Source organism: Gordonia sp. J1A, from assembly GCF_055393515.1.
Genome location: NZ_AP041607.1, coordinates 3,331,156 through 3,344,941, shown reverse-complemented (window position 1 = coordinate 3,344,941; position 13,786 = coordinate 3,331,156). Strand labels below are relative to the sequence as shown.

Annotated in this window: 6 protein-coding genes and 1 rRNA gene; 4 read left to right on the top strand and 3 right to left on the bottom strand. The window is 65.9% G+C overall.

Annotated elements, in window-relative coordinates; all coding sequences use genetic code 11:
- Positions 1-53: 53 nt before the first annotated feature.
- The 3 genes from ACZ5QD_RS15580 to gltB all read right to left on the bottom strand — a co-directional run bounded on the left by ACZ5QD_RS15580 (position 54) and on the right by gltB (position 8,472).
- A 16S ribosomal RNA gene (locus tag ACZ5QD_RS15580) occupies positions 54-1,574 on the bottom strand.
- Between the two features lie 816 nt (positions 1,575-2,390).
- A complete protein-coding gene (locus tag ACZ5QD_RS15575) occupies positions 2,391-3,845 on the bottom strand; it encodes a glutamate synthase subunit beta (protein ID WP_464366920.1) in 1,455 nt (484 codons plus the stop codon).
- Complete coding sequence (gene gltB, locus ACZ5QD_RS15570) at positions 3,838-8,472, bottom strand: glutamate synthase large subunit (RefSeq protein ID WP_433820552.1); 4,635 nt, start codon at positions 8,470-8,472, stop codon at positions 3,838-3,840. Before gltB ends, ACZ5QD_RS15575 begins: the two co-directional genes overlap by 8 nt.
- Positions 8,473-8,683: 211 nt before the next feature.
- Here gltB and ACZ5QD_RS15565 point away from each other — a divergent pair, with 211 nt between their 5' ends.
- From ACZ5QD_RS15565 to ACZ5QD_RS15550, 4 genes are all read left to right on the top strand, one after another.
- The gene (locus ACZ5QD_RS15565; protein WP_039868056.1) at positions 8,684-9,676 is read left to right on the top strand and encodes an alpha/beta hydrolase; all 993 of its coding nucleotides are present in this window, start codon (positions 8,684-8,686) and stop codon (positions 9,674-9,676) included.
- Positions 9,677-9,805: 129 nt separating this feature from the next.
- Positions 9,806-11,260 carry a catalase gene (locus ACZ5QD_RS15560; protein ID WP_006897962.1) on the top strand — a complete coding sequence of 485 codons (1,455 nt, stop codon included), beginning with the start codon at positions 9,806-9,808 and terminating at the stop codon, positions 11,258-11,260.
- 82 nt (positions 11,261-11,342) lie between these two features.
- The gene (locus tag ACZ5QD_RS15555; protein ID WP_062367985.1) at positions 11,343-13,115 is read left to right on the top strand and encodes a DUF2207 domain-containing protein; all 1,773 of its coding nucleotides are present in this window, start codon (positions 11,343-11,345) and stop codon (positions 13,113-13,115) included.
- A 70-nt stretch (positions 13,116-13,185) separates the two neighbouring features.
- Positions 13,186-13,749 (top strand): LemA family protein, encoded by a 564-nt coding sequence (locus ACZ5QD_RS15550; protein WP_006897960.1) that lies wholly within the window; start codon positions 13,186-13,188, stop codon positions 13,747-13,749.
- Positions 13,750-13,786 lie beyond the last annotated feature (37 nt).

Below are 13,786 nucleotides of genomic sequence, written 5' to 3'. Positions count from 1 at the left end.
CACCGACCCGATACACATTCGGCACCAGCATCGACGTGTTGTTTGCTCCTTAGAAAGGAGGTGATCCAGCCGCACCTTCCGGTACGGCTACCTTGTTACGACTTCGTCCCAATCGCCGATCCCACCTTCGACAGCTCCCTCCACAAGGGTTAGGCCACCGGCTTCGGGTGTTACCGACTTTCATGACGTGACGGGCGGTGTGTACAAGGCCCGGGAACGTATTCACCGCAGCGTTGCTGATCTGCGATTACTAGCGACTCCGACTTCATGGGGTCGAGTTGCAGACCCCAATCCGAACTGAGACGCGCTTTAAGGGATTCGCTCCACCTCACGGTCTCGCAGCCCTCTGTACGCGCCATTGTAGCATGTGTGAAGCCCTGGACATAAGGGGCATGATGACTTGACGTCATCCCCACCTTCCTCCGAGTTGACCCCGGCAGTCTCCTGCAAGTCCCCGGCATAACCCGCTGGCAATACAGGACAAGGGTTGCGCTCGTTGCGGGACTTAACCCAACATCTCACGACACGAGCTGACGACAGCCATGCACCACCTGTACACCAACCACAAGGGGGGCCGTATCTCTACGGCTTTCTGGTGTATGTCAAACCCAGGTAAGGTTCTTCGCGTTGCATCGAATTAATCCACATGCTCCGCCGCTTGTGCGGGCCCCCGTCAATTCCTTTGAGTTTTAGCCTTGCGGCCGTACTCCCCAGGCGGGGTACTTAATGCGTTAGCTACGGCACGGAACTCGTGAAATGAGCCCCACACCTAGTACCCACCGTTTACGGCGTGGACTACCAGGGTATCTAATCCTGTTCGCTCCCCACGCTTTCGCTCCTCAGCGTCAGTTACTACCCAGAGACCCGCCTTCGCCACCGGTGTTCCTCCTGATATCTGCGCATTTCACCGCTACACCAGGAATTCCAGTCTCCCCTGTAGTACTCAAGTCTGCCCGTATCGCCTGCACGCCTGCAATTGAGTTGCAGAATTTCACAGACGACGCGACAAACCGCCTACGAGCTCTTTACGCCCAGTAATTCCGGACAACGCTCGCACCCTACGTATTACCGCGGCTGCTGGCACGTAGTTGGCCGGTGCTTCTTCTCCAGGTACCGTCACTTACGCTTCGTCCCTAGCGAAAGAGGTTTACAACCCGAAGGCCGTCATCCCTCACGCGGCGTCGCTGCATCAGGCTTGCGCCCATTGTGCAATATTCCCCACTGCTGCCTCCCGTAGGAGTCTGGGCCGTGTCTCAGTCCCAGTGTGGCCGATCACCCTCTCAGGTCGGCTACCCGTCGTCGCCTTGGTAGGCCATTACCCCACCAACAAGCTGATAGGCCGCGGGCCCATCCTGAACCGCAAAAGCTTTCCACCACCAACCATGCAATCAGTGGTCCTATCCGGTATTAGACCCAGTTTCCCAGGCTTATCCCAGAGTCCAGGGCAGATCACCCACGTGTTACTCACCCGTTCGCCACTCGAGTACCCAGCAAGCTGGGCCTTTCCGTTCGACTTGCATGTGTTAAGCACGCCGCCAGCGTTCGTCCTGAGCCAGGATCAAACTCTCCAACAAAAAATGCAGAAACCACAAGATTTCAACACAAAGCCAGAAAACAGAACCTGACCAAATCCAAAAAAACTGACATGGTAAAAAATTCATCCAAAAACACTCACCAACCCCCCAACAAGGGCCGGCAAGCACAATCTGTCCAAAAATCTCCCACGCCACAAAACAAAAAAATAGTGGCACAAGAAATCCAAAACACACTATCGAGTTCTCAAAGAACACACACCCACCAGAACCAACCCCCACAAACAAGGGCCGAACACCAGCAGACATCTGCAATTATCTGTCAGCCACCCCGTCTCCGGAGCAACCTCACCAGCCTAACACAATCCTCCAGACACCCACCAATCAGTGACCCCTCACAGGACTCACCGAACAGTCGAAGCTTTCAGACCCGATTCGGCCGACCCCGCACAAGAACACCGCGACCGAAATCGCGGCGATCAGAGTAAGGGGACGTCATCGCGGCCGGGCCGCTCTGACTCCGAATAAGTTACGCACAGATGGACGTGAGGTCAAATCGCCGCAGGTGTGACCTGCGACAAGTTCTTGGCGCAGTGGTGGGGGGAACGGCGCAGGGCGGCCCGGCCTTTCGGCCGGACCGCCCTGTTGGGGTGTTGGTGGGGGATCTCGATGCGCTCCCCCGCTTCGCTCCTCCGCTTACTCGATGAGCCTAGTTCGCTCCTCCGCTTACTCGATTAGCCTAGTTCGCTCCTCCGCTTACTCGATGAGCCTAGAAGGACATTCGATGAGCCTGGGAGAAGTACTCGACGAGCCTCGGAGAAGTTCGATGAGTCTGGACGTATCAGCGGCCCCGCGTCGCTACCGCTGCGCGACCGTCGTCGGGAGGATCGGCGACGGGAGCTGGGTGGAACCCATCAGGTACGCGTCGGCGCCGGCGGCGGCGGACCGTCCCTCGGCGATCGCCCAGACGATCAGCGACTGTCCGCGTCCGGCATCGCCCGCGACGAACACCCCCGGGAGTCCGACGGCACCGAAATCGCCTCCGCGGGCCACATTGCCTCGAGCGTCGTAGGTGGCTCCGAGCTTGTCGAGCAGATCGCCGCGCTCCGGGCCGACGAAGCCCATCGCGAGCAGCACCAGGTCCGCCTTCAATTCGAAGTCCGTGCCCTCCACCTTCTCGAAGCGGCCGCCGGTCATCTTGACCTCGTGGGCCTTGAGCGCGGTGACCTTGCCGTTCTCTCCGACGAACTCCTCGGTGTTCACGCTGTACACGCGCTCGCCGCCCTCTTCGTGAGCGGACGAGACCCGGTACATCAGCGGGTACGTCGGCCACGGAGTCGATTCGGCACGCTCGATCGGCGGCTTGGGCATGATCTCGAACTGGTGCACCTGCGCGGCACCCTGGCGCAGCGAGGTGCCGAGGCAGTCCGCGCCGGTGTCGCCGCCGCCGATGATCACGACGTGCTTGCCCTCCGCCGTGATCTGGCCGTCCACCACGTCACCGTGCTGGACGCGGTTGGCCTGCGGCAGGAACTCCATCGCCTGATGGATGCCGTCGAGCTCGCGTCCCGGAATCGGGAGGTCACGGCCGATGGTGGAACCGTTGGCCAGGACCACCGCATTGAAGTCGCCGCGGAGTTGCTCCACCGTGACGTCGACGCCGACGTTGACTCCGGTACGGAAGACGGTGCCTTCGGCCTCCATCTGCGCGAGCCGGCGGTCGATGAACCGCTTCTCCATCTTGAACTCGGGAATCCCGTATCGGAGGAGACCGCCGATCCGGTCCGCGCGCTCGAAGACGGTCACATCGTGGCCGGCACGCGTGAGCTGCTGTGCGGCCGCCAGTCCGGCGGGTCCCGAACCGACCACGGCCACCTTCTTGCCCGTGCGCTGCGTGGGGATCACCGGAGTCACCGTCCCGTCGCCCCAGGCCTTCTCGATCAACTCCACCTCGACCTGCTTGATGGTCACGGCGGGCTGATTGATGCCCAGCACGCACGACGCCTCGCAGGGCGCCGGACACAGCCGCCCGGTGAACTCCGGGAAGTTGTTGGTGGCGTGGAGTCGGTCCATGCCTGCGTCCCACTGGTCGCGGTACACCAGATCGTTCCACTCGGGGATCAGGTTACCGAGCGGGCATCCGTTGTGGCAGAACGGAATTCCGCAGTCCATACAGCGGCTCGCCTGCGTCTGCAGGGTGCCCTTGTCGAACTCGGTGTACACCTCTTTCCAGTCGAGCAGCCGCAGTTCGACGGGCCGGCGGACCGGCGTCTCCCGCTCGGGGTGCTTGAGAAAACCTCTCGGATCAGCCACGTGCCGCCTCCATGATCGCTTCGTTCACATCTCGTCCGGAGCGCTCGGCGGCGTCGATGGCGACGAGCACCTTCTTGTAATCGCGGGGCATCACCTTCACGAAGTGCCCGCGGGCGACGTCCCAGTCGTCGAGGATCGCCGCGGCGACCGGCGAACCGGTCTCGTCGCGATGCTCGGTGAGCAGGCCCGACAGCACGGTCAGATCGTCGGCGTCGAGCTCTTCGAGCTCCACCAGTTCGGTGTTCAGGTCGGCCTCGAACTCACCGTGCGGGTTGTAGACGTATGCGACGCCGCCGGACATGCCCGCCGCGAAGTTCCGTCCGGTACGTCCCAGAATCACGGCAGTACCGCCGGTCATGTACTCGCATCCGTGGTCGCCGACGCCTTCGACGACCGCCTGGACACCCGAGTTGCGGACACAGAACCGCTCGCCGACCACACCGCGCAGGAAGATCTTGCCCGCCGTGCCGCCGAATGCGATCACGTTGCCGCCGATGATGTTGTCCTCGGCCACGAATTCGGCGGGCGCGGTGCGCGGCGGCCGAACGACGATCTTGCCGCCCGAGAGCCCCTTGCCGACGAAGTCGTTCGCGTCGCCCTCGATGCGCATGGTGATACCGCGCGGGACGAAGGCGCCGAAGCTGTTGCCCGCCGAACCGGTGAAGTCGATGGAGATCGTCCCCTCCGGCAGTCCCTGGGCACCGTAGGCCTTGGTGACCTCGTGGCCCAGCATGGTTCCGACCGTCCGGTTCACGTTGCTGATCGGGGACGCCAGCGTGACGCGGGTGCCGGACTCGATCGCGGCCCGGGCCTTCTCGATCAGCTCGTTGTCGAGGGCCTTGTCCAAGCCGTGGTCCTGCGTGCCGGAGCAGTACAGGTCCTGGTTCATGAACGGCGACTCGGGCATCGTCAGAATCGGCGTCAGGTCGAGCTTGCCGGCCTTGTGGTTCTTCCAGTGCTCGAGCGCCTTGCGCGTATCGAGCGCCTCGAACCGTCCGACGGCCTCCTGCAGGGTGCGGAAGCCCAGGCGCGCGAGCAGTTCGCGCACCTCCTCGGCGACGTAGAGCATGAAGTTCTCGACGAACTCCGGCTTGCCGGAGAACCGCTCACGCAGCAGCGGGTTCTGCGTGGCGACGCCCACCGGGCAGGTGTCGAGGTGGCACACGCGCATCATGATGCAGCCCGAGACCACCAGCGGAGCGGTCGCGAAACCGAACTCCTCGCCACCGAGCAGGGCGGCGATCATCACGTCACGGCCCGTCTTCAGCTGACCGTCGACCTGCACCACGATGCGGTCGCGCAGACCGTTGAGCAGCAGTGTCTGCTGGGTCTCGGCCAAGCCGATCTCCCACGGGGCGCCGGCGTGCTTCAGCGAGGTCAGCGGGCTCGCACCGGTGCCGCCGTCGTGTCCGGAGATCAGGACGACGTCCGCGTGCGCCTTGGAGACGCCCGCGGCGACGGTGCCGACACCCAGTTCCGACACCAGCTTCACGTGGATCCGCGCCTGCGGATTCGCGTTCTTCAAGTCGTGGATCAGCTGAGCGAGATCCTCGATCGAGTAGATGTCGTGGTGCGGCGGCGGCGAGATGAGGCCGACGCCGGGCGTGCTGCCGCGCACCTCGGCGACCCACGGGTACACCTTGTGCGGAGGCAGCTGGCCGCCCTCGCCTGGCTTGGCGCCCTGCGCCATCTTGATCTGGATGTCGGTGCAGTTGCTCAGGTAATGGCTGGTGACACCGAAGCGGCCGGAGGCGACCTGCTTGATCGCACTGCGGCGCCAGTCGCCGTTCTCGTCGTGGACGAAGCGGCGCGGGTCCTCGCCGCCCTCGCCCGAGTTCGACCGGCCACCCAGACGGTTCATCGCGATCGCGAGCGTCTCGTGCGCCTCCGCCGAGATGGAGCCGTAGCTCATCGCGCCCGTCGAGAAACGCTTGACGATCTCGCTGGCCGGCTCCACCTTGTCGATCGGGATCGGGTCGCGGTCGCCGAAGTTGAAGTCGAACAGACCGCGCAGTGTGCCCAGCTTGGCGGCCTGGTCGTCGACCAGCTTGGTGTACTCCTTGAACACCGAGTACTGACCGGTGCGGGTGGAGTGCTGAAGCTTGAACACCGTGTCCGGGTTGAACAGGTGGTACTCGCCCTCGCGGCGCCACTGGTACTCGCCACCGACCTCGAGTTCGCGATGAGCGCGCTCGGCGGGACGCTTGGTGAACGCGAGAGCGTGACGCTGGGCCACCTCGTCGGCGATCTCGTCGAGCCCGATGCCGTCGAGCTGGCTGTTCAGACCCGTGAAGAACTCGTCGACGACCTCCTGCCCCAAGCCGATGACCTGGAACAGCTGAGCGCCGGTGTACGACGGCACCGTCGAGATGCCCATCTTGCTCATCACCTTCAGGACGCCCTTGCCCGCCGCCTTGATGTAGTTGGCGCGCGCGACGGCGAAGGTGGCCTCGTGGCTCATGTCCTCGGTCCCCGGGACGTCGAGGCTGCCCGACTCGAGCATGTCCTCGATGGTCTCGAAGGCCATGTAGGGGTTGATGCCGCTGGCGCCGAAGCCGACGAGCAGCGCCATGTGGTGCACCTCGCGGGCGTCGCCCGACTCGATGATGAGGCTGGCCCGGGTCCGGGTCCGCTCACGCACCATGTGGTGATGAACCGCCGCGGTCAGCAGCAGCGACGGGATCGGCGCGAGGGTCTCGTCCGACTCGCGGTCGGAGAGCACGATGATGCGGGCGCCGTCGGCGATGGCCGCCGACACCTTGCTGCGGACTCCGTCGAGTGCCCGACGCAGACCTTCGCCGCCCTCGGCGACCGGGTACAGACCGTGGATGTGCACGGAGGGGAAGCCGGTGGCCGGGTCGATCTCCACGAGCCGCGCCAGATCGTCGTTGTCGAGAATCGGCTGGCTCAGCACGATCTGCTTGGCCGAACCCGCGGCCGGGTTCAGCAGATCGCGCTCACCGCCGATGCGGCCGCCGAGGCTGGTGACCACCTCCTCGCGGATGGCGTCGAGCGGCGGGTTCGTGACCTGGGCGAACAGCTGCTGGAAGTAATCGAAGAGCATCCGCGGCCGGTTCGACAGGACGGCGACCGGGGTGTCGGTGCCCATCGAGCCCAGCGCCTCGCCGCCCGTCGCGGCCATCGGCGAGATGAGCAGCTTCAGATCCTCGGTGGTGTAGCCGAACATCTGCTGACGCAGCGTCACGCGATCATGCGCCATGTGCTTGTGCGGCGGCGCGGGCAGGTCGGACAGTGCGACCTGGTTGGCGTCGAGCCACTCCTGGTACGGCTGCTCGCCGGCCAGCGAGTCCTTGATCTCCTCGTCGGCGACGATGCGGCCCTGCGCGGTGTCTACCAGGAACATCTTTCCGGGCTGGAGTCGCTGCTTGGCGACCACATCGGCGGGGTCGATGTCGAGGACGCCGACCTCCGACCCCAGAACCACGAGCCCGTCCTTGGTGACCCAGATGCGGGACGGACGCAGTCCGTTCCGGTCCAAGACGGCGCCGATGACAGTGCCATCGGTGAAGCAGACCGACGCCGGTCCGTCCCATGCCTCCATCAGTGCCGAGTGGTACTCGTAGAACGCCCGATGCTCGGGCTTCATGTCCTCGCTGCGCTCCCAGGCCTCCGGGACCATCATCAGCACTGCGTGCGGCAGGGTACGTCCGCCCAGGTGCAGCAGCTCGAGGACCTCGTCGAACCGTGCGGTGTCCGACGCGCCGGGAGTGCAGACCGGGAACACCTTGTCGAGGCTGTCGCCGAAGACGTCGGTCTTGATGAGCGACTCGCGGGCGCGCATCCAGTTCTCGTTACCGCTGACGGTGTTGATCTCGCCGTTGTGCGCGACTCGGCGGAACGGGTGGGCGAGAGGCCACGACGGGAAGGTGTTCGTCGAGAAGCGGCTGTGGACCATGCCGAGCGCGCTCTCCACACGCTCGTCCTGCAGGTCCAGGTAGAAGTCGCGCAGCTGAGGAGTGGTCAGCATGCCCTTGTAGACGAACGTCTGCCCCGACAGGCTCGGGAAGTAGACGGTGTCGCGGCCGGGGCCGTCCTGGCCGGCGCCCTTCTCGCCGAGCTCGTACTGGACGCGCTTGCGGACCACGTAGGCCTTGCGCTCGAGTTCCATGATCTCCGCGCTGGACGGTGTGCGCCCGCTCGCCTCGCTCCCGGCGAGCGCGAGGAAGACCTGCCGGAAGGTCGGCATCGCATCGCGCGCCAGTGCGCCGAGCGAGCTCTCGTCCACCGGCACGTCGCGCCATCCGAGGAGAGTGAGCCCCTCCGCGGCGATGATCTCCTCGACGCCCTCGACCGCCTCGGCGGCGTCGCCGGCCGACTGGGGCAGGAAGGCGATGCCGGTGGCGTACGAGCCCTCGGCGGGGAGGTCGAAGTCCACCACCTCGCGCAGGAAGCGGTCGGGGACCTGAATCATGATGCCCGCGCCGTCGCCCGTGTTGGGCTCGGCACCGGCCGCACCGCGATGCTCGAGGTTCACCAGGGCGGTGATGGCCTTCTCGACGATGTCGCGGCTGCGGCGACCGTGCATGTCGACGACGAACGCGACGCCGCATGCGTCATGCTCGTTGATCGGATCGTAGAGCCCGACGGGCCCCGGCAAGTGCTTCATGAATCTGCCTACTCCGCACGCGACGCTGCGTACTGATACGTACTGGAGAGAGTCCCGGGTCAGAGGTCAGTGCGAACCAGCGCACCGCCCGGGGATTCAGCTTCATTGCTGGCCCGCTCAGGTCGCAGGGGGTGACCCCTCGACGCAAAGCGCAGTACTTCAAGTATTCCACTCGGGCCCGGCTGAGGCAAAAAGTGGATACAGTCCCACTGTGTACACCACGTCACACGCGGGTGAAAGTCGCGCGTCACTGCGTGCCCGCGCCTTCTCGAGGTCGACGTTCGCCTCGCGGCCGCTGATGGCCGCGGCGGGGCGGAGTGTCCTGGCCAGTCCGCGGCTCCTGACGATGACCCGCCCGGGCGTCAACCGCGGCCTGTCGCTGCTGAGCCCGGTTCCGCGCGGCACCCGCATCACCCCGGTCCGCGAACTCACCGACTCCGGGCAGGTCCGCGGAGAGTGGGTTCACGGGCGCGGGCGAGCCGACGTCCCGGCACCGTCGACCGACGACACGATTCTCTATTACCTGCACGGAAGCGGATACGTGATCTGCTCGGCGCGCACCCATCGCGGGCTGGTCGCACGGCTCGCCGGGCGCGCGGGGATCGGTGCGTTCAGCCTCGACTACCGGTTGGGTCCGGAGCATCGTTGGCCCAGCGGCGGCGACGACACCGTCCGCGGATACCGCTGGCTGCTCGATCAGGGGTTCGACGCCGGGCAGATCATCGTGGCCGGCGACTCGGCCGGCGGCCACCTGGCGCTCGACCTCCTGGCCGCCAATCACTCCGACGGCGTGCCGCAACCGCGGGCGATGGCACTGTTCTCGCCGCTGTACGACCCCACTTTCCAGCTCGCACGAGATCTGGCCGACCGCGGCGTCCGAGACCCGATCATCGACGTCGGCGCGGCGGTGACCTTCCTCGGTCTCTACACCGCGGGCGCCGATCCCGACCATCCGCGGATGCGGATCAAGCTCTCCCCCGCGATGGACCTGCCGCCGACCCTCATCCAGGTGGGCGCGCGAGAGATCATGGCCGACGACGCCCGCACCGTCCACCGCAGGCTGCTCGACGCCGGTGGACTGTCGGAGCTGCAGGAGTGGCCTGGTCAGGGGCACGTCTTCCAGATGTTCCCGTACTTCTCCCCCGAGTCGGAGCGGGCCGTGGGCGCGGCCGCTGAGTTCATCTCGCGGCAGCGCCGCCGATAGCGGACGCCACGCGGCGACCGATGTCCGTTTGTCGGGCACGTCTGCCGGACGGGCGATAGTGTCGAAGGCGGGGCCTCGGCAGGCGCCGAGCCCCGTACAGCCCGCACTCAACCTTCCTGGGAGGGTGATATGTCCGAGGAGACCACCAACTACACGACTACCGACTCCGGCGCTCCGGCCGGCAGCGATGAGCACTCGCTCACCGTCGGCCCCGGAGGGCCGATCGTTCTGCACGACCACTATCTGCTCGAGCAGATGGCCCAGTTCAATCGTGAACGCATTCCCGAGCGCCAGCCCCACGCCAAGGGAAGCGGCGCGTTCGGCACTTTCGAGACCACCGCCGACGTCTCGCCCTACACCTGCGCCTCGCTGTTCCAGCCGGGAGTGAAGACCGAGATGGTCGCGCGCTTCTCCACCGTCGCGGGCGAGCGGGGCAGCCCCGACACCTGGCGCGACCCCCGCGGATTCGCCCTGAAGTTCTACACCGACGAGGGTGTGTACGACATGGTCGGCAACAACACGCCGGTGTTCTTCATCAAGGACCCGATGAAGTTCCAGCACTTCATCCGGTCGCAGAAGCGGCGTGCCGACAACAATCTCCGCGACCACGACATGCAGTGGGATTTCTGGACGCTGTCGCCCGAGTCCTCACACCAGGTCACCTGGCTGATGGGCGATCGCGGCATCCCGCGCACCTGGCGGCACATGAACGGCTACAGCTCCCACACGTACCTGTGGGTCAACGCCGAGGGCGTCAAGCACTGGGTGAAGTACCACTTCATCACCGATCAGGGCATCGAGTTCCTGACCCAGGAGGAGGCCGACCGGCTCGCCGGGCAGGACAGCGACTACCACATGCGGGATCTGTACGAGTCGATCGATCGCGGCGATCATCCCACGTGGACGTTGAAGGTGCAGCTGATGCCGTTCGACGACGCCGCGGGCTACCGCTTCAATCCGTTCGATCTGACGAAGGTATGGCCGCACGGCGACTATCCGCTGCACGAGGTCGGGAAGATGACCCTGCACACCAATCCGACGGACAATCACGCGCAGATCGAGCAGGCGGCCTTCGAGCCGAGCAACGTCGTCCCGGGAATCGGTTTCAGCCCCGACCGGATGCTCCTGGGCCGGGTCTTCTCGTACTCGGACGCACACCGCGCACGGCTGGGAGCCAACTACAAGCAGATCCCGGTCAACCGTCCGCGCAACGAGGTGCGCAGTTACTCGAAGGACGGGGCGATGCGGATCGATCCGGTCACCGACCCCGTGTACGCGCCCAACTCGAAGGGCGGTCCGGCCGCGGTGTACCCCGGACAGGCCGAACCGCAGTGGGCGGCCGACGGTGAGATCGTGCGCAGCGCCTACGTCGATCACCCGGAGGATGACGATGTGACGCAGCCCGGAACACTCGTCCGCGACGTGATGGACGACGCCGCGCGAAGCCGGTTGGTCGACAACGTGGTCGGTCACCTGCTCGACGGCGTCTCCGAGCCGGTCCTGTCCAGGGCTTTCGAGTACTGGCGGAACATCGACGCCGACACCGGTGCGGCGATCGAGGCGGGAGTGCGCGCGGCACAGTGATGCCGTCGCGGTAATCCTGGGCGTCGCCGGTCGAGTCATTCATCGAACAGAGAACTCGGCCGGCGGCGCATAGGATCGCCGCATGAAACGATTCCTGCTGTCGCTGGTGGCGCTCATCGCCACCGTGATCGGCGTCTTCTGGCCGCTGGTCGCGAACTCGGCGTCGTCGGGCGACGAGACCGTCGACACGGCCGTGATCACCGATTACCGCGCCGACTACGCCCTCGCGCGCGACGGCGAACTGGCCGTGGACGAGACGCTGACGGTCGATCTTCCGGAGGGCAAGCACGGGATCTTCCAATTCTGGGATGTCTCGGACGCGGACCCGGAGAACAAGGGCGTGCGTTACGAACCCCGCGACATCCGGATCACGATGGACGGGCAGGCGGTTCCGTTCGAGCTGGGTTCCGAGGAGGGCGGCAAGTTCGAGACGGCACGGATCGGCGACGCCGACACCCTCGTCTCACCCGGCGAGCACGTGTACCGGGTGTCGTACCGGATCGCAGACACCATCGCGGACGGCGACCCGGGCCGCTTCATCTGGCGTGTGGTGGGCAACGGCTGGCGGATGCGGATGGAGCGCTCCACCAGCACCGTCCACTTCCCCGAGGCGCCGACGTCGTTCGCGTGCAGCACCAACAACGGAACCGCGTGCCAGGTGTCGGAACCGGACCCGGCCACGCGAGTGGTCACCACCGGCCCGCTGGAACCGAACGTCGGCGTCGCGGTGAAGGCCGACCTGCCCTTCCCCGGTCCCGGCCGCGCACAGTTGCCGTGGTCGGTGTCGATGGACCCGATTCTGGGCACCTCGAAGGCCATGCCGATCGTCATCGTTCTGCTCTCGCTTCTGACGTTCGCCGGGGGCTTCTACTGGATGTGGCGCAGCCGGGAGCACGCGCCGCTGCTACCGGTCATGTACGAGCCGCCGGCCGACCCGCAGAATCAGAGCCGCAAGCTCGGACCGGTCCAGACCTACTACGTCGCATACGAGGACATGCCCAAGAAGGCGCTGGTCTCCACCCTCTTCCACCTCGCCGAGCAGGGACACGTCCGGCTCGACCGGACGTCGAACAAGGACTGGACCGTCATCTCGCAGCTCACGCCGGAGCGGTTCGCCTCACTCGATCCCGCCGCCAACGCGGTGGTCGCGGCACTGGGCCTGTCGCACGAGGGCTCGACCTTCACCGCCGACGGATCCAAGAACGCCGGACTGCGGCTGTCCACGGCGACCAAGGAGATGGACGCCGCGACCGCCAACTGGGGCACCGGGAGCGGAGCGCTGCGGGTCAGCCGCTCGGAGCTCGCTGGGCGCGTGGTCGTGGCGGCGGCGGTGGTCGTCGCAGCCGTGTTGATGATCTTCCAACTCCTCCCGGGCACGATCATGGCGCTGCCGTTCGCAGCGTTCGCGGTCGGCGGCGCGGGACTCTACGTGGCGGGGGTCGGCACCCGGCGTACGCGGCTGGGCCGTGAGGTGTGGTCGCGGGCCGGCGGGTTCGAGCGGCTCCTGTCGACGACGTCGAACCGGGAACGACTCGACTTCTCCGCCCGCAAGGACCTCTTCACCAGCTACATTCCGTACGCGATGGCCTTCGACTGCGCCGACGCGTGGGCCGCCAAGTATCGCTATGCGACCGGGCAGGAACCGCCCGACCCGATCTGGTTCCCCGGCTTCTACATCGGCAGCTCGCATGCCCTGTTCGGCGGCGCCGGCTCCGGCATGGACAGCTTCGAATCGAGCCTCTCGTCGTCCCTGTCTGCGTACAGCTCGTCGCAGTCGTCCTCAGGCGGCGGCGGAGGATTCGGCGGCGGCTTCGGCGGCGGAGGCGGCGGTGGCGGAGGAGGCGGTTCGTGGTGAGCCCGTCGCGGCCGGCCGTCCCTCCATGCCATTCTCTGTGCACGTCCCTTAATAGAAAGAGGCACCAATCGTGATCTGGGCACTGATCGTCATCGTTGTCCTGCTCGTCCTGCTGGCCGTCTTCGTGATGGTCGGCTTCAACAAACTCCGCAAGGCGGACATCACCGCTCAGGAAGCGCTCGGCGGTATCGACGTCCAGCTCACTCGGCGCGCCGATCTGATCCCCAACCTGGTGAATACGGTGAAGGGGTACGCGGCCCACGAGTCGGGCGTGCTGGAGGCGGTGACCGAGGCCCGCGCTCACATGCAGCAGGCGGCGCAGGGGGCGTCAGTGGCCGACAAGGCCGCCGCTGAGGCGCAGATGAGCGGAGCCCTCGGGCGGCTGTTCGCTGTCGCTGAGAACTACCCGCAGCTGCAGGCAGCGCCCAATTTCATGGCGCTGCAGACCGAACTCGGAGAAACCGAGAACAAGCTCTCGTTCGCGCGCCAGTACTACAACGACGCCGTCTCGCGCCTGAACCAGGCGGTGCAGACCATCCCGTGGATGCTGTTCTCCGGCATGGCCGGGGTTCGCGTCCGCGAGTTCTACCAGGCCCCGGCGGGACAGGAGCAGCCGCCGCAGGTTCAGTTCTGAGCAGCAGCGCACTCGCGAGCCGCCGGGAGGGAAGGCC

What these genes read in the sequence shown, in the direction of transcription:
- ACZ5QD_RS15560 (WP_006897962.1), top strand. Translation starts at nt 9,806, where the DNA reads ATGTCCGAGGAGACCACCAACTACACGACTACCGACTCCGGCGCTCCG.
- gltB (WP_433820552.1), bottom strand. Translation starts at nt 8,472, where the DNA reads ATGAAGCACTTGCCGGGGCCCGTCGGGCTCTACGATCCGATCAACGAG.
- ACZ5QD_RS15555 (WP_062367985.1), top strand. Translation starts at nt 11,343, where the DNA reads ATGAAACGATTCCTGCTGTCGCTGGTGGCGCTCATCGCCACCGTGATC.